Raw genomic sequence first — 24,146 nt, 5'->3', positions numbered from 1 at the left:
ACCTGCTTGTACGATCCTATTCAACGGAGAAAAGGTAAGCATACAAGGGTTGTCCACCTGGATGAAGCTCAATTTCCATATCCGGATACATCGTCTGGATAAAAGCTTCCAGCTCGCCCGTTCCTTCCTCCGTCGCATCTTCGCCCGTCAGGATCGTTACGATTTCGCTGCCTTCATCGATCATTTCCTCCAGCAGCTTCTTGCAAGCGTCCATCAGACTTGGCTGGGAAGAGACAATTCGCCCATCTTGAATACCGATGAAATGACCCTGTTTAATATCTATCCCATCCATGTTCGTATCACGCACCGCATACGTCACTTGACCGGATTTCACACGTCGCAGTGATTCATTCATCGCGTCCGTATTCGTCTGTGCATCCGCCTTCTCCTGGAAAGCCAGAATAGCTGCTAGTCCTTGCGGAATGGATTTCGATGGGATGACGATCAGTGTTTTGTTATCGACTAGATCAACCGCTTGCTGCGCGGCCAAAATAATATTCGAGTTGTTCGGAAGCACATAAATCGTATCCGCATCAATACTGTTCACTGCGTTCACGATATCCTCTGTACTTGGGTTCATCGTTTGTCCGCCAGACAGCACGACATCCACACCCACACTGGATAAAATGTCCGTAATCCCGTCACCCAGTGCAACTGCAACGAAGCCATACGGCTTATTTGGCACTGTGATTACTGCAACATTAGCAGGACTCACGACAGGAGCCTCGTACCCATGCGTCACGTCTTCTACTATATGTGAATGCTGATCACGCATATTTTCGATTTTGATCCGGCTGAGTGCGCCGTAATTCATCGCTTGATTCATAACCTCGCCTGGGTATTCCGCATGAATATGCACTTTCACGAGCTCTTCATCAGCAACAACAAGGAGCGAATCTCCTAGCTTGCTAAGCTGATCACGGAACGTACCTTCATCGAATGTAAAACCCTTGACCTTGCCTGGAGCAATCGTCAGCATAAATTCCGTGCAATAGCCGAATTCGATATCTTCCGTTGCTAAATGGGCCTGTGCTGGCATGTGAGCATGTACTTCTTTGGCCAAGTTCATGCCAGGAAGAAGCGATACCTCACCTAGATTCGTATCCATCGTTGCAAAGTCCTCGTCGACTTGTACCAAACCGCCGCTTAACGACGTAACGAAACCTTCGTAGACACAGACAAGACCTTGGCCTCCCGCATCAACAACGCCGACCTGTTTAAGAATCGCAAGTTGATCTGGTGTTTTGGCCAGTGCTTCCTTGGCTCTGCCCAAAACCTCGTTCATCAAATCCAATACATCACTGCTGCGGCGGAATTGCACGGCATGTTTAGCAGCTTCTTTGGATACCGTTAAAATTGTGCCCTCAACCGGTTTCACAACAGCCTTATACGCTGTTTCTACGCCTTGCTGCAAGGCAGCTGCGAATTGTTGGCCATTCACACTTTCTAATTCATGCACATATTTCGCGAAACCGCGGAACAATTGTGACAAAATCACACCGGAATTGCCTCTTGCACCCATCAGTAACCCTTTGGACAATGCATCAGCTGCTTTCCCAATATGAGAAGATGGCTTCTTTTTCAGTTCCTCACAGCCTGCTGTGAGTGTTAAATTCATGTTGGTGCCAGTATCTCCATCGGGTACAGGGAATACGTTCAATCCATTAACCTTATCTACATTCCTGCGAAGGTTATCCGCACCCGCCAAGACCATGGCAGTGAAGTCATTTCCATTTATTGAAATAAAGCGCTTACTCAAAGTGATTCCCCTTCCTGGTTATCGGGCTTTTATTTGGCCACTCGCACGCCTTGAACAAAGATGTTCACGTCGTCTACTTGCAGCCCTACAACTTCATTTAAAATATATTTGACTTTCGTTTGGACATTACCTGCCACTACGGATATTTTGGTTCCATAGCTGACAATAATATAAAGATCAATTTCAAGTCGGCCGTTCTCTTTACGAACTTCGACACCACGGCTCAAATTGTCTCGACCTAGCAGCTCAGCTATACCATCCTTCAATTGCTTTCGCGTTGCCATGCCTACAAGTCCATAGCAATCTAATGCAGCAGATCCGGCCAGAGTTGAAATCACTTCATTGGTAATATACACTTTTCCATACTCGGTTGTGAGTTCAATCGGCATTATGTAACAACTCCTTCAAGTTTCGCTTTACCAAGACTAATCTTCATTGTACTATAACATACTTCATAAATAAACGGCAAAAATGCGCTTAATTCGTTGACTAGGCTCCTTTTGCTATGCTATTATGTTTAAGTGTGTTTTTGCTGGTTACGTTCACGTATCACAAGTAAAAATTTGAGGAATACTGTCATGTCAAGCTTAGGCTTGCCACCCAGGCTTCTTTGTATACTGCCGAAGGAGGTGTCAAACATGTCCCGCAAATGTTTCATTACAGGTAAAAGTCCTAGTTCAGGAAATCACGTGTCCCACGCTAACAATAAAAACAAGCGTACTTGGGGAGTTAACGTTCAAAAGGTTCGCATCCTCGTTGATGGTAAACCGAAACGGGTTTACGTAAGTACTCGTGCGTTGAAATCCGGAAAAGTGGCCCGCGTTTAATTCGTAGCTACGGATACTTAACTTACTTATGTGAATGACAAAAAGCACCTTAATCGGTGCTTTTTTTGCATTCCTGGGGAGAATGACGTAAGTATGGGCAAACCCTAGTTTTTACTAAACGTATTAAGTACAGCTTTCACGAATCCTCCCAAAAATCTCGGCAGTTTGATTGTGTAGAATTTCATTCTCTACCCCTCCTTAGAGTTTTCGTCAGAAAACTGGCTTCGAAAGCATCAGCTTAGAATTGTCGTCAGCTCACTGACCTCGTTCAAGCATTCACTTCGCGGCCCGTCAGCCGCCTTATTCACAAGCTTCTGCTTGTTCTAGCGCCAGTTCACTGACCTTCTTGAGCAAACGTTTCACAACGTGCATGACTGCTCCTAAAACATCATTACAACAGTGTATGCCCAGAGCGTAGAAAAAGTGCCTTCTATTTTTACTTCCTCCCACAATTCAGTTGCTTCCAGAAAGCAAAAAAAGCTACAAGAGCGCATCACTCTTGTAACTATATGTATGCGGCTATGGAGCCGTTATGCCCACCTCATTGTACAATGCAACAATTAAACTAAATATGAAATAGAAGAATACCGAGATGACGATAAACCATACGCGGAAGCTGATTTGTTCAAATCGACGGAAGAACCGCATCCCTACGTAGAGAGCGCCAAGCGAGAAAATGTACTTCACAAAATCGTCTATGGTTGAAAAACAAGTCAATAATACCGCGCAAAGCAGACTGTACATCAGTAACCAGAGAAATCTCATTGTCCTTCGTCCCCTTTTAGCCGCGTATTCGTCTAATGGCCTCAGCACGGTCCTGTTGCCCGAATACGGCATTGCCGGCTACTAAGACGTCAGCCCCCGCCTCTATGACCTGACGAGCTGTTATCTCGTTGATACCGCCGTCTACTTCAATGTGAAGCCCCGTGAGCCCCTTCGCATTCGCCTGCTCACGCAGCGCGCGAATTTTTGTCAGCATCCCAGGGATGAACGCCTGCCCACCAAAGCCTGGATTCACCGTCATAATAAGCACGAGATCCAAGTGCTCATCAAGCACATACTCAATCAGCGAAATTGGTGTAGCAGGATTCAACACAACGCCAGCTTTAATACCGCTTTGTTTAATTAGATCGAGCGTCCGGTGCAGATGCGTACAGGCTTCTACATGCACAGAAATCAGATCCGCACCAGCCTTTACAAAATCAGGAATATAGCGGTCCGGCTTTTCGATCATCAAATGAACATCCAGAGGCAGCTTGGTGACTGGACGAATCGCGTCAACGACTAAGGGACCAATTGTAATATTGGGCACAAAATGCCCATCCATCACGTCGACATGAATCCAGTCCGCTCCGCCCTGCTCCACTGCCTTAATTTCATCGCCAAGCTTGGCAAAATCGGCAGATAAAATAGAAGGTGCTACATATACCATTACGCCTAATACCTCCTTTTCCGATCCTTGATTTCAGTTAAAAATAACAAGTAATGATCATAACGAGAAGCTGCGATCGTCCCACTGGCAACGCCGTCCCGCACTTTACAGTCCGGTTCATGCAAATGCAAGCAACCTCTGAATCGACATCCCTCAGCAACAGCCGCGAACTCTCTGAAGCAGCTGCTAAGCCCTTCCGCCTCGACCTCCATGAAGTCCAACTGGCTGAAGCCCGGTGTATCGGCAACAAGGCCCCCATTAGCAAGAGGCAACAACTCCACATGACGAGTTGTATGCTTTCCTCTCCCTAATCGTTGAGAGATCGCATTCGTCTCTAGATCAAGACCGCTAATCATTTTATTCAATAAAGAGGACTTGCCAACGCCGGATTGTCCAGCAAACACACTCACTTTGCCATCCAAATGCTGTAGAATCGCTTCTACGCCCTCTTCAAGTCTAGAACTCGTCGTAACGAAGGGATAACCTATTCCCTCATAGAGGGTCGTAATCCGCTTAAATTCCGTCGAAGTCATTTCTTTGGCATGAGAGGCATTGTCATCCGTCTCCGTCAGCAAATCGCTTTTGGTGAAGCATAACAGCACATCAATCCCCGTATTCTCGATATGCACCAGAAACTTGTCCAATAGCTGTGTATTCAGAACAGGCTCTGTCACCGAAAAAACAAGCACAACCACGTTCACATTCGCGATCGGCGGACGAATAAGCTCCGAAGAGCGAGGAAGGATTTCCGTAACGGTTCCCTCCCCGTTCTCTGTGGCTTCGTACACGACACGATCTCCAACAAGCGGCGTTATATTTCTATTTTTGAACACGCCTCTTCCACGACAAGTAACCGTATTCCCCTCTAGAAGAGCAGCTCCTTCAGGCAATACATAATAATAACCGCTAAGCGCTTTGACAATGAGTCCTTGCGGCATTAATTGGCCCCTCCAGCAGGTGGTTTGGAAGCTGTTCCACCGGTTTGTCCTTGCCCATTTCCAGTGCCGCCCACAGGAATAGCAGGTCCTGTATTTTGCGTCTTCGGAGTCGGGGATGGACTAGGCGATACGTTTTTCCCATTTTTTTGATCCAAATAATCTTGATAGGTGCGTGTGATTGAATTAACCAAGCTATCTCCTTCTTTGATCAAGATTACGGCTTTTTTGTCCGGTGAAACAATGACTTTGACATCCAAGTTTTGCGGCTTCGAGACTTTTTCCGTCAAGTATTCGAAGTTCTCATATTGGGCGTCGCTTACAATAATTTTGAACACAGAGTCCTTGCCTTCTGTTGTCGGCTTCACAGGTACGCTAACCGTGAGTTGACCAGCTTCCTCTGGCAAACCATCACTAATGACGAGTGAAATCTCCCCGCCAATGGAGGCTTCCTCATCTTTTTTATAAGGAAACTGGGCGATTACTTTCCCTTTAGCTACTTTGTAGCTCTTCTCACGTGTAATGCCATTGACGGGGAGCTTCAGACCCAGCTTCGTAATTTGTGCCTTCGCCTCTGCTTCCGCCAAGCCAACTAAGTCTGGCATTTTAACCGTTTCCTTCGCTTTGCTCACCGTTAAGGTAATTGCGGCTTTTTCCAGTTCAAACTCCTCACCAGGAGGGGGTGACTGCCTGAGAATCAGATCCGGCGCATTGTCGGAGGTTTCAGGTTTGATCGTAATTTGGTCATCCTTAATACCGAGTCCCTGCAGCTTTAATTTAACATCGTTTAGGGTTTGCCCCGCATAGTTGTCCATTTTAACTTTGGGTATGCCTTTACTCACGTAAAGAATGACCTTAGTACCAACATTCAGCCTTAACCCGCTTGGATCTTGACGAATGACCGTATCCTTGGGCAATTTGCTATCCGCGTCGTATTCGACCGTCCAGCCTAATTTGGCAACCGTTAGTTCAGCTTGCGCTTGTGTCAGTATCTTGTTCTCGACATTCGGGACCTCAACGGTCTCAATGGCGAACATCCCTTTCACATAACCAACCATGTACCACATGGCGCCCAGCACAATTAACAAAACAGCAATCCAGATGAGCGGCTTAATCCAGCCTTTCCCCTTTGAAGGAGCTGGCTCTTCTCGCCAAGCTGGCTTGTCTGGTTCATCATCGTCGTCGTCATCGAATTGAGCTAGCTGATCAGCGCGAATGGCTGGCATAACCAGCGTGCGCTCTTCATCCATGCCATAAGCATCCCAGAAAGCGACCTTCGCTTCATTCCGACGATCTGGAGCCAAGCACGTATCGAGATCGGCCATCATCAGCTTCGCAGATTGATACCGTTCTTCCGGCTTTTTGCGCATCGCCTTGAGTATAATGTTCTCTACACTTTGTGGAATCAGCGGATTCACCTTACGCGGCTCTTCCACATCTTCCTGCAAATGCTTCAAGGCGACGGAAATCGGACTTTCCCCTAGAAAAGGAAGTCGACCGGTCAGCATTTGATACATCACAATGCCAAGCGAATACAGATCGGATTTCTCCCCCGTATTCGTGCCTTTCGCGTGCTCAGGCGAGAAATAGTGAACAGAACCGACGACAGACCCCGTTTGTGTAATCGTAGATGATGTCGCAGCTCTAGCAATACCGAAATCCGTCACCTTCACACGGCCGTTCTTGCCAATTAGAATATTGTGCGGCTTGATATCACGGTGAATAATTTCATTATGATGGGCGTGATCAAGTGCATCTGCAATTTGACTTGCATAATGAACCGCGTCTTCCACCTGTAATGGTGCCTTTTCCTTAATCAAATCATTAAGCGTCTTGCCTTCGATATATTCCATCACGATGTAATGGACATCCTCTTCTTGCCCAACGTCATAAATACTGACAACATTAGGATGAGATAGGGAAGCGGCTGCTTGTGCTTCTCTGCGGAAACGACGAATGAATTCTTCATCGTGCACATACTGTGAACGCAGCACTTTGACAGCTACTTTACGATTCAAAAGCAAATCATGCCCTTTGTAGACTAAAGCCATGCCGCCTCCGCCAATACGTTCTAAGATCTCATAGCGGCCTCCAAGCTTTCTACCGATCAATTCCCATCACCCCTTTTTCCGTCCGAATCCTGATCATGTGCAAATAAAAGGACCGTTACATTATCATCTCCGCCTTCGCGAAGCGCGCTCTGAATTAACGCATCTGCCGCATCTTCCAACTGCTCGGTTTCCCGAACAATTCGCAAAATATCCGCATCATCGACCAATCCGCTCAAACCATCCGAACAAATGAGAATAACATCGTCTGGACGCCACGTGTACTCATACAGATCCACTTCCACACTAGGCTCAGTGCCTAGTGCACGTGTAATCCAATTACGTCTTGGATGATGGTCAGCCTCTTCCATCGTCAGCTGCCCATTCTTAACAAGCTCGTAAACTAAGGAATGATCCTCCGTCAGTTGTTGGATAGATTCCCCAGTCAGTTTATACGCACGGCTATCCCCGATATGTCCAATAATGAGAAGCTCCTGTGAAGCAATAATGGCAACGACAGTCGTTCCCATGCCATGGTACTTTTCTTGATCCGACGCAAAAGCATAAATCTCCTCATTCGCCTTCTCAATCGCTTCCCTCAGTATTTGCTTACAGGACTCCACCGACATTCCCCAATGGATGGATTGCAATTGCGCTCCAATCGTGTCAATGGCCATTTGACTGGCAATATCACCAGCTTGATGCCCCCCCATTCCATCCGCAACAATAGCCAAAGATAGACCATTGAGTTGATGGTAGATAGCGGCACGGTCCTCATTGACTTGACGGACCTTCCCTATATCGGTACGACTTACCATCTTCATCCGGCTCTCACCTCATTTACTGCTCTCCATATGCTTAGCTCGCAATTGTCCGCAGGCAGCAGCAATATCACTACCTTGTTCACGGCGTATGGTGGCATTAATTTTGCCCTTCTCCAGAATACGTTGGAAGGTAAAAATATCATCTCGGGGTGTACGCTTGAAATCACGTTCAGCCACAAAATTGACAGGAATCAGATTCACATGGCTGAGCGGCATATCTTTCAAGACAAGCGCCAACTCTTCCGCATGTTCAGGCTGGTCATTCACTTCGCCCATGAGGGCATATTCAAACGTAATCCGTCTGCCCGTTTTAGCAATGTAGTACTTACAAGCTTCGATGAGATCTACGAAAGGGAACCTGCGATTAACCGGCATTAGCTTCGATCGCAGTGCATCATTCGGCGCATGGATCGAAATCGCCAAATTTACTTGCAAATTCTCATCCGCGAACTTATAAATGTTCGGTACGATTCCACTCGTGGATACCGTGATGTGACGCTGTCCGATATTCAACCCTTTCGGGTGAATCATGACACGCAGGAAATTCATGGTCGCTTCATAATTTTCGAAAGGCTCACCAATCCCCATGATCACGATGGAAGAGATACGCTCTCCCGTCTCATCAAGCAATTTCTGCGCTTTCACAACCTGAGCGACAATCTCACCTGGTCGTAGATCCCGCTTCAACCCGCCCAAAGTGGACGCACAGAACGTACAGCCGACTCGACAGCCGACTTGGGTCGTCACGCAAATACTGTTGCCGTAATTATGCTTCATCACGACGGTTTCAATAGCGTTCTTATCTTCAAGTTCAAACAAGAACTTGACCGTGCCATCCTGGGATTGATATTTCGTAATCTCGGACAGGGTAACGAACTCAAACTGATCCTTCAACTTGTCGCGAAGTGTTTTCGGCAAATTCGACATTTCGTCGAAGTTGAAAACGCGCTTAATGTATAACCAATCAAAAATTTGACCGGCACGAAACGCAGACTCCCCATTTTCTTTGACCCAGCTTTGCCACTCATCCCAATTCAAATCATATACAAACGGTTTCTCTTTCTCATACGGCTTAATACCCACATTTATCACAACCTGTTGTTATTTCGTCTATTTTAAAATATTTTAACACAAAGCAGGAACGAACACACGTCCCTGTCTGTTACACGTCACGCTTACGCAGGCGAGCGATAAAAAAACCGTCCGAATGGAACTGCTGCGGCAAAATTTGCACCATACCAGACGTAGCCGCCTTCGGGTCAATCTCCGTGAAAACATCCGCTGGCAGCGGAGCTAGCTCGAACTCGCTGTGTTCAGCAAGAAAGCGCTCGATCATGCCCTCATTCTCAGCCTGTTCAATCGTGCACGTGCTATACACCAGCACGCCGCCTGGCTTGAGCAGACGGTGCACACGACTCAGAATCGCATACTGCGTTTCACTGATCGCTTCGATCTCCGCCTCCTGTTTCGCCCACTTGAGATCCGGCTTGCGGCGAATAACCCCAAAGCCAGAGCAAGGTGCATCAAGCAGGATGCGGTCGAACGACTCCGCCGCAAAATGCTCATCCAGCTTCGCAGCATCCATCACGAGCGTCTGAATCGACGATAGTCCCAGACGCTCCGCTTGATCTGCGATTAATTTCTGCTTGTGTTCATGCAGATCACAAGCCCAAATCTGACCCACATCGTCCATCTTCTCCGCGATGTGGGCGGTCTTGCCGCCAGGGGCGGCGCAGCAGTCCAGCACCTTCATGCCTGGACGCGGGTCAAGAGCCTCGGCGACGAGCATCGAGCTCTCGTCTTGAATCGAGAAGTCCCCTTGCTGGAAGCCGGGGACTAACGCCATGTTCCCGGCCCCCTGCACAAGGATGCCGGCCGGGGCCAGCTCTGACGCTTCCGCGCTGAGGCCGCTAGCTTGGAGCTGCTCCAGCAGCTCCAAGCGGCTGCGCCGCCTCGCGTTCGCGCGAATGCTCACGTGCGGCGGCTCGTTGTTCGCCGCACAGATCTGTTCCGTCAGCTCAGGGCCGAGCTGACGGATCCACCGGCGCACGAGCCATTCCGGATGGGAATGGCTCAGTGCGATGCGCTTCACGTCGCCGAGCGCAGCCGGCAGCGTGAGCTCGTCCTTGCTGCGGATGATCGCGCGCAGCACACCGTTGACCATGCCCGAGATGCCTTGGTGGCCTCGGCGCTTCGCAATATTGACCGCTTCGCTCACGACCGCATGGTCAGGGATGCGGTCCAAATAATGCAGCTGATAGAAGCTCAGCCTCAGCAAGCACCTCACCCAAGGCTCCAGCTTCGCAAGACCCTTGCTGACGAAACGCTCCAAGAAGAAGTCAATCGTATTCTGGCGCCCAATCGTACCGTACACAAGCTCCGTTGCCAGTCCAGCATCTGCACGCTCAAGGGCATGCTTCTGTAACACTTGATTCAACAGAAGATTGCTGTAGGACTGATTCTCTTCAACCCGAATAAGTACATCCAGTGCCGCATCACGGGCAGAACGCTTAACAGCGCTGCTCTTCGCAGCGCCCGAGGATGATTTTGGCGCAGAGGGCTTACCCGATCTCTGCGAATTCGTATGTCCATGTTGCGGACCAGTTGGTTTAGTCGTAGACAAAATCAAATACCTCATTTTTTTCGTGGCATTGTAAATTGATTTTCATCAATCTCAAAAATTATTCTTACATGAGCCCAATCGGCCCCAGCGTGCGCAATATTTCGATTTTACCTTTACGCGTTCCCCAGTACCGTACCCGCAGGAATTTGCGCTCCGCGGATGAATTCAGATACCGGCATTGCCTTTTTGCCAGCAGGTTGAATCTCCGTTAGCCACAAGGCACCTGCTCCCGTCATGACTTCAATCCCTTGCTCGCTGCAGCTAAGCACAGTTCCTGGCACTATGCCAGTTCGATCTTGACCTGATTGCTTCGGCTTCAAGCTCGCCCATACCTTCAGCACATCTCCATTCCAGAACGTGTAAGCGCCAGGATATGCGTTTAATCCTCGAATGTGATTCCACAGCTCCGTTGCAGAGCGTGACCAATCCAAAAGCTCATCTTCCCTGCGAATATTAGGGGAATAGATCGCATCAGCGTCATTCTGAGGAACAGCCTCAATCCGACCAGCCAATAAATCTGGCAGCGTCCGCTTCAGCAAATCAGCCCCAGCTATACTCAGCTTCTCAAACAACATCCCTGTCGTATCCGTATCCTCAATCGGAAGTGCAACACGCGAGATCATGTCTCCGGTATCCAATCCAACCGCCATATACATAATGGTTACGCCGGTTTCAGCCTCACCTCGCATGACAGCATGATGAATCGGCGCTCCCCCCCGATATTTTGGAAGCAGAGATGCGTGAATATTAATGCAGCCATACTTAGGCAAATCTAACACCGATTTCGGTAAAATTTGGCCATAAGCCGCTGTTACGATTAAATCTGGTGCAAGCTGGCGAATCAGCTCAACGGAATCTGCTTCACGCAGCTTCACGGGTTGAAGCACCGGAATCCCATGCTTCTCCGCCTCTACCTTCACTGGGGTCGGCGTAAGGACGCGTTTGCGTCCCTTCGGCCGATCCGGCTGCGTGACAACCGTTGTCACGTTATAGCCTTCCTCCAAGAGTGCTTGCAAGGAGGGTACTGCGAATTCTGGTGTACCCATGAAAATGATATTCACGCTTCTTCTTCCTCTTCTTCATCGGCCGTATACGTTTTGACCGCAAGATCCGTAAACAATACGCCATTTAAGTGATCAATCTCATGGAAAATACAACGAGCTAGCAGTTCAGTTCCTGTCACTTCAATCGGATTCCCATCGCGATCTTGCCCTTTCGCCGTTACGTTCAACGCACGAAGTACATCACCACGAAGCCCAGGAATACTCAAGCAGCCTTCAGGTCCCATTTGTTCCCCGCTGGAAACAACAATCTCAGGATTCACCATTTCGATTAACCCGCCATGCTCCTCGCCGCAATCCATCACGATTACACGCTTCAGAATACCGATTTGTGGAGCAGCAAGACCTACGCCTTCCGCCTCATACATCGTATCTGCCATATCATCAAGCAATTTATGCAGATTGGAATTAAATTTCGTAACTGTGATCGCTTTCTCACGCAGCACAGGATCTGGATCTTTAACAATAATACGAATAGCCATGAATGTGCACCTACCTTTAAGTCTTCTCGATTAGGGGGTATTACATCAAATATTGCGGGTCAACATCCACGCTTATTAGCAGCTTTTCTTTGGCTGAGCGTTCCTCAAACCAAGCTACTGTCTTCCCAACGATCTCTGCAGCTAAATCTTCCCCACGATATTTTACCACGCATTGGAATCGATATCTATCTTTGATTCGGGAAATAGGCGACGCAACAGGTCCTAACACATCAAAATGAAAGGATGAATCCATCGATACGGCTTCCGAAAACAAATCTACCTGCTGTCTCGTATAAGGGAGAGCGATCTCTTTCAACCGTGTAACAAAGGCTTCCGCCATGCGCACCAAGAGCGGTACTTGCTCGTGTGAGAACGTAATTAAAATCAATCTTTGATAAGGCGGATAACCTAAATTAGCACGAATATCCATCTCATGGTTGGCAAACGCAATATAATCATGATGACTCGCATATTGCACACTGTAATGCTCAGGGGTATACGTTTGTACAAACACTTCTCCTTGCTTCTCATGCCGTCCCGCTCGACCTGCAACTTGCGTTAAGAGCTGGAACGTTCTCTCAGCGGAGCGAAAATCAGGTATATTTAGCACGGTATCCGCCGCGATGACCCCAACTAAGGTAACATCAGGGAAATCCAACCCTTTTGCCACCATCTGCGTCCCCAGAAGAACATCCGCCTGCTTCTCGCGAAACATCGTCAACCATTTCTCATGAGAGCCCTTTTCAGTCGTTGTATCCACATCCATACGGATGACCCTAATGCCAGGAAATATCTTACTGAGCTCTTCCTCAACACGCTGCGTCCCGGTCCCAAAATGGCGAATATGCTCGGACTGACAGCTCGGACACTCCTTCACTTCACGCTCTGCATAACCGCAATAATGACAACGCAGCGCATGTGAGCTTTGGTGATACGTTAATGAAATGTCACAATGCGGACACTGTGAAACGAAACCGCACGTCCGGCACATCACGAAAGTCGCGTAACCGCGTCGATTCAGCAGCAATACGGTCTGTTCTTTCTTGTGTAACCGTTCTTCGATCGCTTTATACAAAGATCTGCTAAACATCGACCGATTGCCGGTTTTCAGCTCCTCACGCATATCCACAATCGTCACGGGCGGCATAGGTCTGCTAGCAACGCGCTCCTTCATGGTCAGCAATGTAAAAGGAGGTTTAGGTCGATCCCGCCTGCGTCTCGTTTTCTCCATACTTTCCAGAGATGGCGTAGCGGAGCCGAGTACCACAACAGCATCTTGCTGCTTTGCCCTTTGAACAGCCACATCACGGGTATGATATTTCGGACTCTCTTCTTGTTTATACGAGGATTCATGCTCTTCATCTATAATGATCAAGCCAATGTTCGTAAAAGGGGCAAAAATCGCCGAACGTGCACCGATTACGACCTTTACCTGCTTGCGTGTAATTTTACGCCACTCGTCATATCGCTCGCCATTGGACAGTCGGCTATGCAGAACAGCAACAAGGTCGCCGAATCTCCCTTTAAAGCGCTCCACCATCTGCGGCGTCAATGAAATTTCCGGAACAAGAACAATGGCTTCCTTATCCATATCCAAGCATTGCTGGATGGATTGTAGGTATACCTCCGTCTTTCCGCTTCCCGTCACGCCATGCAGCAGAAACACCTCATGTCGATCTTCGGCCACCGCTTCGCGAATAGGGGTAAACACGCCGCTCTGTTCCTCCGTCAGAGTAAGCGGCTTCGTCCGTTCAAAAGCACGCCCCATATACGGGTCGCGCATCACTTCCACCTCGCGCAGCTCAATCCAGCCGCGATCCGCCAAGCTTTTGACCGTGCTTGCTCCGACCTCAATCGTTTCCATCAGCTCCGTCAATCGAATGGCATGCGGATGCTCGATCAAATATCGCAGTACATCCTTCTGCTTATTCGCTCTGGCCGGAAGTTCAGCAAGACCCTCTTCCAAGCCACGACCATCTGCTGGAGGAAACACGGTTAGCGCCTTTTTGGTATTCATCCGGTCCTTCACTAGCTGTACTTCCGTCAGCCTACCCGATGACAGCAGCTCTTTGATCAGAGCGCCTTCCTTCGAAAAACGCTCCAACAGCACGTCCATGGAAACCGATTCCTTACTCTTCACAAAGCTAATAATAGCTTCAATATCTGGCATATCGAGAAAGGATTGATCCTCAGATTCATCCCCTACGATAATTACACGCTCATATTTCGCTTTCAAAGCCGCAGGAAGCATCGCCTGCAGAGCCGTTACTTCATGACACATATACATACGACTGATCCAGCGTCCAAGACTGACAAGCTCACTCGTCAAGGGTGGGACCAGATCCAACACATTTTGAATCGGCTTGATGCGCTTCGCATCGACTTGCGTTTCCTCTTGCAGTTCAACCACAAAGCCTTGCAGAACACGTGGTCCAAACGGTACACCCACTCGGCTGCCGACTTCGACCCACTTACTCAGAGATGAAGGCACTTCATAGTCGAACGCCCGATTGGTTTGCTTGGCTGGGACATCGACAATGACTTTGGCGTACATCAGGATTCCCCCGCCGCGACAGCCATTCGCTCTGCAGCGAGTTCGAGCAGTTTGCGCGCAACATCCCATTTACTTTGTATAGGCAGTGCTTGTACAAGCCCGTTCTGATCATAGAAGCGAACCACATTCGTATCCCCGCCAAAGCCAGCACCCTCTTGTGACACATCGTTCCCTACGATGAGATCACAGTTTTTGCGCTTTAGCTTGTCCATCGCATGTTCATCCAACGCTTCCGTTTCCGCTGCAAACCCGATGACGAACTGTTTCTTCGTCTTCAGCGTTCCGATCTCCTGCAAAATATCGGGATTCTTAATGAGCTCAAGCGTCAGCGAGTCCGCTTTCTTCTTGATTTTTTGCTCAGCAACCACAGCAGGACGATAGTCGGCCACAGCAGCCGCTTTAATGATGAGCTGGCTTTCTCCGAGCCTGCTTAACACCGCTTCGCGCATATCCAGCGCAGACTGCACAGGAACAAGCTGAACACCTTCAGGTACGGCTAGAGCCGATGGTCCTGAAACCAACGTTACCTTCGCCCCCATCCGCACAGCTTCTTCTGCAATGGCATAACCCATTTTGCCTGAAGAGTCATTGGTCAAATAACGAACAGGATCTAGACGTTCTACCGTGCCTCCGGCCGTCACTAACACACGTTTACCTGCTAAGCGTCCAGGCTCCCCTTGAAAATGCCGCTCAACCGCGGCAAAAATCTCCTCCGGCTCAGCAAGACGCCCCTTGCCCACATAGCCACAGGCCAGTTGCCCTTCACCTGGTTCAATAAAACGGACGCCGCGACGAAGCAACGCCTCCATGTTGGTTTGTACCGCAGGATTCGCGTACATGTGCACATTCATCGCAGGTGCCACCCAGATCGGTGCCATGGTTGCAAGCAACGTGGTACTCAGCATATCATCACCAAGCCCTAAAGCTAGTTTGCCGATCGTATTCGCCGTAGCTGGGGCGATCAGCACGAGATCCGCGCTGTCCGCCAAATTAATATGAGACACAACTGCGGGATCCTTCTCATCGAAGGTATCGACAAAAACATGATGCCGCGACAAAGTTTGAAACGTTAACGGCGCAACGAATTGCACCGCGGAGCGTGTCATAATGACCCGCACAACAGCCCCAGCTTGTGTTAATTTACTCGTTAACGCCGCAGCCTTATAAGCCGCAATGCCTCCACAGACACCGAGCACGATCGTTTTGCCTTGCAATACACCCATGTGAATCCCCTTTCGAAATGCCAAATGAGAAAAAAATAACAACCACTAGGGTTGTTGGGTAAGGCGGTTTATTTCTTCGCGTATTTCTCGCTCTCGTTTGTGTTAATTTTCTCGTAACCGATGTAATTACCGTAAAGTTCTTCTAACGCAACACCAACATGTTTATGAGCTTTCTGGCCTTTCAAATCCGATTTCGCACCATCACGAAGGGATCTAGCTCTTTTGGAAGCTGCAACAACCAGGGAGTACTTGCTGTCTACGATATCGAGCAGTTTATCAATTGAAGGGTATAACATTCAATTCACCTCATCCATCCATTGTACGATTTTTGGAAACATACGATCTTTTTTGCAATGCTCAGCAGCTAGTATCGCTTGTATTTTCGCGCATGCGGTATCTACATGATCATTTACGATCGCATAATCATAGTGTTCCATCAGACGAATTTCATCGATGGCCACTGACATGCGACTGCGGATGACCTCATCCGTTTCCGTACCACGTGTAACAATACGATTCTCAAGCTCATCTAGAGATGGCGGCAACAAGAAAATAAATACACCCTCGTCAAACTTCTGCTTGACCTGAAGTGCACCTTGAACCTCGATTTCCAAGATCACATCGTGGCCTGAACGCAGCGTCTCCTCTACGAAACGTCTTGGTGTTCCATAGAAGTTGCCCACATATTCAGCCCATTCCAGCACTTCATCGGTTTCAATCAACTGCTGAAACTGCTCGCGGGTTTTGAAAAAATAATTAACACCGTCTACTTCACCTTGTCTAGGAGAACGTGTTGTCGCTGATACCGAGTAGACAATATCAGGAGCAACCTTGCGCAGCGCCGCACAAACCGTTCCTTTGCCAACACCAGACGGTCCGGATAAAACAATCAGAATACCTCTCTCACGCTCAAGAGTGTTCGTATTACTCGTCATGATCATCGTCCTTATTCGAAAGTCTATGCGCTACCGTCTCTGGTTGTACTGCCGACAAAATCACATGATCGCTGTCCGTGATAATAACGGCACGGGTTCTTCTACCATATGTAGCGTCAATCAGCATGTGACGATCACGCGCTTCTTGAATGATTCTCTTGATCGGAGCGGATTCTGGACTCACGATCGAGATAATGCGGTTCGCCGATACGATGTTGCCGAACCCGATATTGATTAATTTGATAGCCATCTAGGACTTCCTCCTCGCGAAGCACATGCAAGCTTCACTCGATATTCTGTATTTGTTCCCGCATTTTCTCAAGCTCTGCTTTCATCGCAATCACTCTAGCCGTAGGCTCCGAATGATTCGACTTCGATCCGATCGTGTTCACTTCCCGATTCATTTCTTGAATCAAGAAGTCCAACTTTCGGCCAACAGGCTCTTTGTCTAAAAGCAATGCATCACATTGCCCAAAATGACTCTTCAGACGCGTTAATTCCTCATCCACATTCGAACGATCTGCGAAGAGAGCAATCTCAGTCGCTAGGCGTTGCTCATCCACAGGTATCCCATCGAGAACGAGGGACTGAATGCGAATCGTCATCTTCGTCGCATACTCCTGAACGACTTGAGGAGCAAGTGCTTCTAACTCGATATGAATTCGCTTCATCTCGGCTAGCCGTTCGCGGATATCCTGCTCTAAGCATTCACCTTCGCGGTGTCTCATTGCGGATAGTTGAGCGACAGCCTCCTGTAAGCAGGCGCATAGCTCCTGTTCAATCTCGTCATCAGGCTCTTGACGTACGTCTTTCATTTGAATCAGCTCAGGAAGTTTCAATAAATCGTTGAGATCTACCTGACCCGTGATCCCATACCGCTGCTTCAACTGCTCAGCTGCCTCCAGATAAGCATCTGCCAAAGCATAATTAACCGTTAGGTTCTTCGGGGAAGCTGCTTCACGTTCCGCCGTGATGAAGACATCAACTCGTCCTCGCTTCACAGCATGCAATACCGTTTTCTTCAAAGCGTCTTCAAAAGCCGCCCATTCCTTCGGCAACCGAATCGACACTTCACTATACCTATGATTGACCGATTTCACATCGATAAACACGTTGTATCCCGCAAAAGAACGATTCGCTTGTCCGAACCCGGTCATACTGCAAATCATTCTAATCACATCCATTACCCTATTTTAATTCATTTTGAAAGTGGGTACAAGTGGAAATCATGCCTTTTCGACTTTTCCCACACATAGTTCGTCAGATCTACGCACATTTCATACGCCAGAAATGGCGTCATCAGATAAATACCATTAAAGTATTGCATCGCCGTATCCAGCAATTCTTTGGCAATTTCCACACCCATTGCGCGACCTTCTGGGCCTTTCAAGCCATCCATCCGTGCTCTAACTTCATCCGATAGACGAATACCTGGGACCTCATTGTGCAGGTATTCGGCATTGCCACCACTAGCCAGCGGGGCGATTCCGATGAAAATAGGAATTTGCAAATGCTTGGTCGCTTCATAGATGTCTTCAATGAGCTTCGCATCGTACACAGGCTGCGTCATGATATAATCTGCGCCTGCCTCAATCTTGCGCTCCAAGCGCTGAACGGCTTTATCTAAATGCTTCACATTCGGATTGAATGCCGCACCAACAACGAAATTAGCCTTCTGCTTCAAAGGTTTACCGGAGAAGGCGATGCCTTCGTTGAGCTGTTTGATCATCCGAATAATTTCGAATGAGGTAAGGTCATACACAGAGCTGGACCCGGGGAGATCGCCAAACTTGGCGGGATCGCCGGTCACGGCCAGCACGTGGTCTATCCCCAGCGCGTGCAAGCCCATGAGATGGGACTGCGTCCCAATCATGTTGCGGTCACGACACGCTATGTGAATGAGCGGACGCGCGCCCAAACGCTCCTGCACGAGGTAGCCGAGTGCTAGGTTACTCATGCGCGTCACAGCAAGGGAATTGTCGGCCATCGTAATGGCGTCGACATGAGCGTCCTGCAGGGCCTTCGAACCCTGCATGAACTTCTCGATGTCGAGATCCTTCGGAGGATCCAGCTCGACAATGACGGTTTTGCGCTGCTTCACGATGTCCAGCAGTGAAGGTATGCCCGCCGGCGGCGCAGGCTTCGCCGGTGCCGGCTCGATCACGATCGCAGCGGCTCCCGCAGGAGCTGCGCCTGGTGCAGCCGGCACGTAGCCCTGCAGCGCCTTCGCCACAGCGGCGATGTGCTCCGGCGTCGTGCCGCAGCAGCCGCCGATGATACGCGCACCAAGATCAGCGAAGCGCAGCGCGCTTTCAGCGAAGTACTTCGGCGTCGCCGCATACGTATAGTGCCCGTCTACGTAGTCGGGCAAACCTGCGTTCGGAAACGCCGAGAATGGAATACCAGGAATCGGCGCGATCTTCTCCATCGAACGCAGAATCCCGTTCGGGCCGACCCGGCAGTTGAAGCCGATCACATCAGCGCCTTCATCACGTAACCGCAGGAAAGCTTCTTGCAACGGAACACCGTCCTGCGTGCTGCCCGTGCCCTCATTGGCAAACTGGCAGATCACAGGAAGCCCACTCATGCTGCGAATAATTCGCAAAGCAAGCTGCAGCTCTTCCAAATCGTAGAAGGTCTCTAATAATAGCCCGTCCACAGGTGAGTCAAGCAGAATACCTATCTGTTCCCGTAAGGATTGCTCGACTTCAGAGGTTCTTACATTCTTTCGCTTGCCTGCGCGAATGGAACCGATAGCTCCAACGACATAAGCATCGTCGCCAACAGCGTTCCTAGCGAGCTCAACACCCGCGCGGTTAATGGCTTCAACGTCGCCTTCCAGCCCGTACTTCGAAAGCTTCTCCCGATTCGCCGAAAACGTATTCGTTTCAATAAGACGAGCACCTGCCTCGAAATAACGGCGGTGCACGTCAGCGACCGTTTCTGGTCTAAGCAAATTCAATTCTTCATATGAAATGCCGACGGGAAATCCCATCTGATATAAGTATGTCCCCATAGCGCCGTCACCGGTCAAAATCTCCTGTTGCAGCGCTGCACGAAGATCCAATTTCATGCATCATTTCCCCTATCTATAGTTTGCCTGTAAACACTTCTTCTGCAGGCCCCGTCATATAGACGTGATTGTCCTCTTCCAGCCACTCGATGAACAGGTCTCCACCTTTGAGTGAAACGGTCGCTTCACGATCAGATAGACCATTCAGCACGGAAGAGACCAGCGTAGCACACGCGCCCGTTCCGCAAGCAAGCGTAGGCCCAGCGCCACGCTCCCAAACACGCATATCTGTATAAGCGCGATCTCGAACGGTTGCGAATTCGACATTTATTTTACGCGGAAACATAGGATGTGCCTCAAGCTTAGGCCCCCATGTTGCCAAGTCAAAATTCACAGCATCCTCTACATAAATGACACAATGCGGATTCCCCATGGACACCGCTGTAAAACGAAATGATGTGCCATCTACCTCGATTGGATAATCGATCACCTCGTCAGCATCAACAGTCGTTGGTACCTGAAGTCCCTGTAGAATAGGCTCTCCCATGTCCACACGTGCAGTCACAACTCGACCATCTTGCACATGTACTTGAACCTTCTGTACACCAGCACCAATGGTTTCGATAGTAATTTCAGTAGCATCAATCAACTTATGGTCATAAACATATTTGGAAACACAGCGGATCGCGTTGCCGCATTGCTCGGCCTCAGATCCATCCGAGTTGATAATGCGCATTTGAAAATCAGCTTTCTCTGAAGGAAGAATAAAGACAACACCGTCAGCACCGATGCTAAAAAATCGATTACACAACTGAATGGCCAACTGGTCCGCCCCGGCAGGCAGCTCTTTCTCTCCGGCTACGACAATAAAATCATTGCCAAGACCGTGCATTTTCGTAAAATTCATGTCAAGCACCCCTATGTGCGGTTTAGCCATTATCATAGCGTAAAATCGTCAGTATGCATAGCCCTGCGCCCTCGCAGCACGTCATAGTCGCTAAATCGCCATAGTTGTAAATCTAACAGTGACTTTTGGATTTGGTGCAGTTGGTGGGAGTTTGCTAGGGGGATGAGATGAGATATGGTAAGTGAGTAGCGTGTGTTGGTGGAATGAGTTACGGTAGGTGAATAGTGTGAATTGGATGTGCTGAATAAATTACTGGAAAACCTACACCTATTTCGAGCGAATATGATCTAAAATTGAGTTTAAATGGTAAACATGTAGTTAATCCCTTCCATTCTATTCAAATCCAAAGAAAACCCCGAAAATAACTGGAGAAAATCCATTTATTCGGAAATTCAAGGGAAATTCCAGTATATTAACTGTATAAAATACATCTACTCGTAGGCGGAACGGGAGTCTGGCAGGGCAGTGTCGAGGTAAAGATGGGGCCCTAAACAGGAAAAAGCTGCCTCACGGCAGCTTTCCATCTTTCCATCTCTCCATGTCCCTTATCGGAAGCTCGGTTTAGACGATTTATTATACACAGAGGCGCTTGAACCTCTCGATCCTCTTGAACCTTTGTTGCGTTTTGGCGAGAACACACTGCCTAGACCCATAAAGAAGGTCGGAATACCAGCTGCAATTAAAACAAGAATCCAATCTTTCCAGCCTAGAGGAACTGTTTTGAAGATCGGTTGGAGTGCTTCGATGTACATAACGCCGAGCATGAGTATGAGCGATGATAGTACTGCCAGAACTAGGTACTTATTTTGCAAAGGATTCCGGTGGAAAATGGAACGTGAACTGCGACAATCAAACACGTGGATGAGCTGCGCCATAACCAAAGTCGCAAACGCAACACTTTGCGCTTTCAACAAGGTCTCTGCATCCGTTGGATTCACGCGTAAGATGAGCCAGAAAGCCCCCAGTGTGCATACTCCAATGAGGATACCACGGGAAATAATTTTCCATCCTAAGCGTCTTGCAAAAATACTTTCCTTCGCTGAACGCGGCTTATGCTGCATGAGGTCTTTCTCCGCCTGATCCACACCTAGCGCCATCGCGGGTAGACCATCAGTCACTAAATTCACCCAAAGAATTTGAATTGGCACAAGCGGAAGCGGAAGCCCCGCCATCATGGCGATGAACATCGTCATAATCTCGCCAACGTTAGAGGCAAGTAAATAACGAATGAACTTGCGGATATTTTCATAGATGCTGCGCCCTTCTTCAATCGCTGCAACGATCGTCGAGAAATTATCATCGCTAAGAATTAAGGAGGAAGCCTCTTTGGATACATCGGTTCCCGTAATCCCCATGGCAATTCCGATATCAGCCGCTTTAATGGCTGGTGCATCGTTAACGCCATCACCCGTCATGGCAACAACGTGTCCATTGCGCTGCAACGATTTCACAATACGCAGCTTATGCTCAGGGGATACCCTCGCATAAACGTAGGTATCATTGACTTTGGCGTCGAGCTCATCATCCGAAAGCTGTCCAATTTGCTGACCGCTCATACTGACACCATTGGTCGGAATCATCCCTAGCTGCTTCGCAATGGCTTCTGCTGTCGTTTGGTGATCCCCGGTGATCATAACGGTCTTGATGCCCGCTTTACGGCATTTGGAGATCGCTTCACGCACTTCTTTGCGCGGAGGATCAATCATACCCGTTAACCCTACGAAGACTAAGCCATTCTCAATATCCTCGTGATCATCATATCGATCACTCGCTTTAAGTTCCTTATAAGCAATACCCAATACCCGCAGGGCTGATTTGGCCATACCTTCATTCGCTGAGATGACCTTTTGTTTCAGTGTTGACGTGAAAGGAATGACCTTGCCATCCCACAAAATGTAACTGCAATGCTGCAGCAACACATCCGGAGCCCCTTTGGTACAAGCCATGCGGCCATTCTCGGAGGACACGAGTACGGACATCCGTTTGCGTTCCGAATCGAATGGGAACTCGGCGATCCGTTTATATTTTTCACTCAACGAAACTTGTGTAATCCCGCTCTTGGCACTCAGAACAACTAAGGCTCCTTCTGTTGGATCCCCTTTAATGTTCCAAATCGAAGTTGCTCCCTCGCTGCCCTCTTTCCCTTTCTTTCTCTTTGTTTCTTGTTTTTCTTCGATTAAGGTTGCGTTATTGCAAAGGGCTGACACGTGGAGTAGCTTCGAAAGTGTTGGGTGCTTGTGTGCGTCCGTATGTTGACCGCTCAGAAGAATGTTACCAACGGGCGCATATCCGTCTCCTGTAACCTCAAGTACATCACCACCGACCCATAAATGGGTCACAGTCATCTTGTTCTGCGTGAGCGTCCCCGTTTTATCTGAACAAATAACGGAAGCACAACCTAACGTCTCCACCGAAGGCAGTTTCCGGACGATCGCTTTCCGCTTAATCATTCGCTGAACGCCGAGCGCTAGTGCGATAGTTACAATCGCTGGAAGCCCTTCTGGGATAGCAGCAACAGCTAAGCTGACGCCTGCTAAGAACATCGCATACGGTGGTTGTCCATGCATGATACCAGCTACAACAACAAGAATCGTCAACGCGATTGCGACGATAATTAAGATTTTACCTAGCTGCTCTAAACGGTGCTGTAGCGGTGTTTCCATGGATTCAGTATTTTGAATCAGGTCAGCGATTTTGCCCATTTCCGTGCCCATCCCAATTCGAACGACAACTGCTTTCGCCGTGCCACGAGAAACCATCGTCCCCATGAAGCCCAGATTTCGCTGATCACCAAGCGGTACTTCGTCATGAGGAATAGGCGCAATCGTTTTACTGACGGCAATGGACTCCCCGGTTAAGGCGGACTCTTCGATATAGACACCATTCGTCTCCAGAAATCGAACATCCGCCGGGACTCTATCTCCGCTCTCCAAGAACACAATATCCCCTGGCACCAGATCACGCGCCGGAATTTGATGAATAGCTCCTTCTCTCCACACATTGGCATTCGGCGCAGACAACTCTTTCAGTGCACGTAGTGAGCGTTCCGCTCGAAACTCTTGTGTAAAACCCAAAATCCCATTCATCACAATAATGATGACGATGGTAATCGCATCTAAATATTCACCTAGCAAGCCGGATATCAGAGTCGCCCCCAATAGCACCAGCACCATGAAATCTTTAAATTGATTTAAGAGCAGTGTGATTGGTGATACACGCTGCCCCTCTGAGAGCTCGTTTCGCCCTACCTCAGCCTGCCGTTTCCAAGCCTCTTCCCAGGGCAATCCTTGCTGTATATCCACCTGCTGCAATTGCAAGACATCCTCCGAGTTCAACTGGTACCACTTATTCTGACTCATCCGCCCTTCTCCCTCCCACATCCACTTGATCTTGTCTCACACTTATACGTATTTGTATTCAGACAAGCAGGAAAATATCCCTGAAATCATCTTTCCTGTCCAGAGCCCCTTAAGTTTTTGTGAAAAGTATGGCATCATAGAGATTAGCAAAGTTGTCAGCCACG

General features: G+C 48.7%; 22 protein-coding genes. 1 reads left to right on the top strand and 21 read right to left on the bottom strand.

What is annotated here, in order from left to right; translation table 11 throughout:
- Positions 1-16: 16 nt before the first annotated feature.
- Both ACSQ8O_RS17910 and ACSQ8O_RS17905 read right to left on the bottom strand, forming a co-directional pair.
- Positions 17-1,759, bottom strand: coding sequence for a DAK2 domain-containing protein (locus ACSQ8O_RS17910; protein WP_436242748.1), 1,743 nt, complete (start codon positions 1,757-1,759; stop codon positions 17-19).
- Between the two features lie 29 nt (positions 1,760-1,788).
- Positions 1,789-2,148 carry an Asp23/Gls24 family envelope stress response protein gene (locus tag ACSQ8O_RS17905; RefSeq protein ID WP_057313255.1) on the bottom strand — a complete coding sequence of 120 codons (360 nt, stop codon included), beginning with the start codon at positions 2,146-2,148 and terminating at the stop codon, positions 1,789-1,791.
- 249 nt (positions 2,149-2,397) lie between these two features.
- On the opposite strand from ACSQ8O_RS17905, the gene rpmB reads away from it, so the two are divergent.
- Positions 2,398-2,586, top strand: coding sequence for a 50S ribosomal protein L28 (gene rpmB / locus ACSQ8O_RS17900; protein ID WP_029197753.1), 189 nt, complete (start codon positions 2,398-2,400; stop codon positions 2,584-2,586).
- A 104-nt stretch (positions 2,587-2,690) separates the two neighbouring features.
- On the opposite strand, the gene spoVM is transcribed toward rpmB, so the two are convergent.
- The 19 genes from spoVM to ACSQ8O_RS17805 form a co-directional block, all read right to left on the bottom strand.
- The gene (spoVM, locus tag ACSQ8O_RS17895) at positions 2,691-2,771 is read right to left on the bottom strand and encodes a stage V sporulation protein SpoVM (RefSeq protein WP_036634233.1); all 81 of its coding nucleotides are present in this window, start codon (positions 2,769-2,771) and stop codon (positions 2,691-2,693) included.
- Between the two features lie 334 nt (positions 2,772-3,105).
- Positions 3,106-3,351, bottom strand: a complete 246-nt coding sequence (locus ACSQ8O_RS17890) for a hypothetical protein (protein WP_171635556.1) — start codon at positions 3,349-3,351, stop codon at positions 3,106-3,108.
- Positions 3,352-3,367: 16 nt separating this feature from the next.
- On the bottom strand, positions 3,368-4,018 hold the full coding sequence (gene rpe, locus ACSQ8O_RS17885; RefSeq protein WP_436242747.1) for a ribulose-phosphate 3-epimerase: 651 nt from the start codon (positions 4,016-4,018) through the stop codon (positions 3,368-3,370).
- Positions 4,019-4,023: 5 nt separating this feature from the next.
- Positions 4,024-4,956, bottom strand: a complete 933-nt coding sequence (gene rsgA / locus ACSQ8O_RS17880) for a ribosome small subunit-dependent GTPase A (protein ID WP_056612345.1) — start codon at positions 4,954-4,956, stop codon at positions 4,024-4,026.
- Positions 4,956-7,064 (bottom strand): Stk1 family PASTA domain-containing Ser/Thr kinase, encoded by a 2,109-nt coding sequence (gene pknB / locus ACSQ8O_RS17875; protein ID WP_436242746.1) that lies wholly within the window; start codon positions 7,062-7,064, stop codon positions 4,956-4,958. The genes rsgA and pknB overlap by 1 nt, the downstream gene beginning before the upstream one ends.
- The gene (locus ACSQ8O_RS17870; protein ID WP_236287734.1) at positions 7,061-7,825 is read right to left on the bottom strand and encodes a Stp1/IreP family PP2C-type Ser/Thr phosphatase; all 765 of its coding nucleotides are present in this window, start codon (positions 7,823-7,825) and stop codon (positions 7,061-7,063) included. Before ACSQ8O_RS17870 ends, pknB begins: the two co-directional genes overlap by 4 nt.
- A gap of 12 nt (positions 7,826-7,837) precedes the next feature.
- Positions 7,838-8,908, bottom strand: coding sequence for a 23S rRNA (adenine(2503)-C(2))-methyltransferase RlmN (gene rlmN / locus ACSQ8O_RS17865; protein ID WP_436242745.1), 1,071 nt, complete (start codon positions 8,906-8,908; stop codon positions 7,838-7,840).
- Between the two features lie 79 nt (positions 8,909-8,987).
- The gene (gene rsmB / locus ACSQ8O_RS17860) at positions 8,988-10,448 is read right to left on the bottom strand and encodes a 16S rRNA (cytosine(967)-C(5))-methyltransferase RsmB (RefSeq protein ID WP_436242744.1); all 1,461 of its coding nucleotides are present in this window, start codon (positions 10,446-10,448) and stop codon (positions 8,988-8,990) included.
- Positions 10,449-10,561: 113 nt separating this feature from the next.
- Complete coding sequence (fmt, locus tag ACSQ8O_RS17855; RefSeq protein WP_436242743.1) at positions 10,562-11,509, bottom strand: methionyl-tRNA formyltransferase; 948 nt, start codon at positions 11,507-11,509, stop codon at positions 10,562-10,564.
- Positions 11,506-11,991 (bottom strand): peptide deformylase, encoded by a 486-nt coding sequence (def, locus tag ACSQ8O_RS17850; protein ID WP_057313262.1) that lies wholly within the window; start codon positions 11,989-11,991, stop codon positions 11,506-11,508. The genes fmt and def overlap by 4 nt, the downstream gene beginning before the upstream one ends.
- Positions 11,992-12,031: 40 nt before the next feature.
- On the bottom strand, positions 12,032-14,545 hold the full coding sequence (gene priA / locus ACSQ8O_RS17845) for a primosomal protein N' (RefSeq protein WP_436242742.1): 2,514 nt from the start codon (positions 14,543-14,545) through the stop codon (positions 12,032-12,034).
- Complete coding sequence (gene coaBC / locus ACSQ8O_RS17840; protein ID WP_436242741.1) at positions 14,545-15,768, bottom strand: bifunctional phosphopantothenoylcysteine decarboxylase/phosphopantothenate--cysteine ligase CoaBC; 1,224 nt, start codon at positions 15,766-15,768, stop codon at positions 14,545-14,547. The genes priA and coaBC overlap by 1 nt, the downstream gene beginning before the upstream one ends.
- Positions 15,769-15,836: 68 nt before the next feature.
- Entirely contained in the window at positions 15,837-16,064 is a 228-nt protein-coding gene (rpoZ, locus tag ACSQ8O_RS17835) for a DNA-directed RNA polymerase subunit omega (protein ID WP_056612362.1), read from the bottom strand.
- Positions 16,065-16,703 carry a guanylate kinase gene (gmk, locus tag ACSQ8O_RS17830; protein WP_056612367.1) on the bottom strand — a complete coding sequence of 213 codons (639 nt, stop codon included), beginning with the start codon at positions 16,701-16,703 and terminating at the stop codon, positions 16,065-16,067. It abuts the gene before it with no gap.
- A complete protein-coding gene (gene remA / locus ACSQ8O_RS17825) occupies positions 16,693-16,953 on the bottom strand; it encodes an extracellular matrix/biofilm regulator RemA (RefSeq protein ID WP_009672664.1) in 261 nt (86 codons plus the stop codon). The genes gmk and remA overlap by 11 nt, the downstream gene beginning before the upstream one ends.
- Positions 16,954-16,987: 34 nt before the next feature.
- A complete protein-coding gene (locus tag ACSQ8O_RS17820) occupies positions 16,988-17,887 on the bottom strand; it encodes a YicC/YloC family endoribonuclease (RefSeq protein ID WP_436242740.1) in 900 nt (299 codons plus the stop codon).
- Between the two features lie 14 nt (positions 17,888-17,901).
- Complete coding sequence (locus tag ACSQ8O_RS17815; protein ID WP_436242739.1) at positions 17,902-19,776, bottom strand: bifunctional homocysteine S-methyltransferase/methylenetetrahydrofolate reductase; 1,875 nt, start codon at positions 19,774-19,776, stop codon at positions 17,902-17,904.
- A 16-nt stretch (positions 19,777-19,792) separates the two neighbouring features.
- Positions 19,793-20,623 (bottom strand): diaminopimelate epimerase, encoded by an 831-nt coding sequence (gene dapF / locus ACSQ8O_RS17810; RefSeq protein ID WP_436242738.1) that lies wholly within the window; start codon positions 20,621-20,623, stop codon positions 19,793-19,795.
- Between the two features lie 545 nt (positions 20,624-21,168).
- Positions 21,169-23,982, bottom strand: coding sequence for a calcium-translocating P-type ATPase, SERCA-type (locus ACSQ8O_RS17805; RefSeq protein WP_436242737.1), 2,814 nt, complete (start codon positions 23,980-23,982; stop codon positions 21,169-21,171).
- Between the last annotated feature and the right edge of the window lie 164 nt (positions 23,983-24,146).

Source organism: Paenibacillus sp. LjRoot56 (assembly GCF_964253335.1).
GTDB lineage: Bacteria > Bacillota > Bacilli > Paenibacillales > NBRC-103111 > Paenibacillus_E > Paenibacillus_E allorhizoplanae.
This window is presented reverse-complemented; position numbering and strand designations above follow the sequence as displayed.

What these genes read in the sequence shown, in the direction of transcription:
- dapF (WP_436242738.1), bottom strand. Translation starts at nt 20,623, where the DNA reads ATGAATTTTACGAAAATGCACGGTCTTGGCAATGATTTTATTGTCGTA.
- remA (WP_009672664.1), bottom strand. Translation starts at nt 16,953, where the DNA reads ATGGCTATCAAATTAATCAATATCGGGTTCGGCAACATCGTATCGGCG.
- spoVM (WP_036634233.1), bottom strand. Translation starts at nt 2,771, where the DNA reads ATGAAATTCTACACAATCAAACTGCCGAGATTTTTGGGAGGATTCGTG.
- priA (WP_436242742.1), bottom strand. Translation starts at nt 14,545, where the DNA reads ATGTACGCCAAAGTCATTGTCGATGTCCCAGCCAAGCAAACCAATCGG.
- coaBC (WP_436242741.1), bottom strand. Translation starts at nt 15,768, where the DNA reads ATGGGTGTATTGCAAGGCAAAACGATCGTGCTCGGTGTCTGTGGAGGC.
- ACSQ8O_RS17815 (WP_436242739.1), bottom strand. Translation starts at nt 19,776, where the DNA reads ATGAAATTGGATCTTCGTGCAGCGCTGCAACAGGAGATTTTGACCGGT.
- ACSQ8O_RS17820 (WP_436242740.1), bottom strand. Translation starts at nt 17,887, where the DNA reads ATGGATGTGATTAGAATGATTTGCAGTATGACCGGGTTCGGACAAGCG.
- rpoZ (WP_056612362.1), bottom strand. Translation starts at nt 16,064, where the DNA reads ATGTTATACCCTTCAATTGATAAACTGCTCGATATCGTAGACAGCAAG.
- gmk (WP_056612367.1), bottom strand. Translation starts at nt 16,703, where the DNA reads ATGACGAGTAATACGAACACTCTTGAGCGTGAGAGAGGTATTCTGATT.
- rsgA (WP_056612345.1), bottom strand. Translation starts at nt 4,956, where the DNA reads ATGCCGCAAGGACTCATTGTCAAAGCGCTTAGCGGTTATTATTATGTA.
- ACSQ8O_RS17905 (WP_057313255.1), bottom strand. Translation starts at nt 2,148, where the DNA reads ATGCCGATTGAACTCACAACCGAGTATGGAAAAGTGTATATTACCAAT.
- ACSQ8O_RS17805 (WP_436242737.1), bottom strand. Translation starts at nt 23,982, where the DNA reads ATGAGTCAGAATAAGTGGTACCAGTTGAACTCGGAGGATGTCTTGCAA.
- rpmB (WP_029197753.1), top strand. Translation starts at nt 2,398, where the DNA reads ATGTCCCGCAAATGTTTCATTACAGGTAAAAGTCCTAGTTCAGGAAAT.
- ACSQ8O_RS17870 (WP_236287734.1), bottom strand. Translation starts at nt 7,825, where the DNA reads ATGAAGATGGTAAGTCGTACCGATATAGGGAAGGTCCGTCAAGTCAAT.
- ACSQ8O_RS17890 (WP_171635556.1), bottom strand. Translation starts at nt 3,351, where the DNA reads ATGAGATTTCTCTGGTTACTGATGTACAGTCTGCTTTGCGCGGTATTA.
- def (WP_057313262.1), bottom strand. Translation starts at nt 11,991, where the DNA reads ATGGCTATTCGTATTATTGTTAAAGATCCAGATCCTGTGCTGCGTGAG.
- rpe (WP_436242747.1), bottom strand. Translation starts at nt 4,018, where the DNA reads ATGGTATATGTAGCACCTTCTATTTTATCTGCCGATTTTGCCAAGCTT.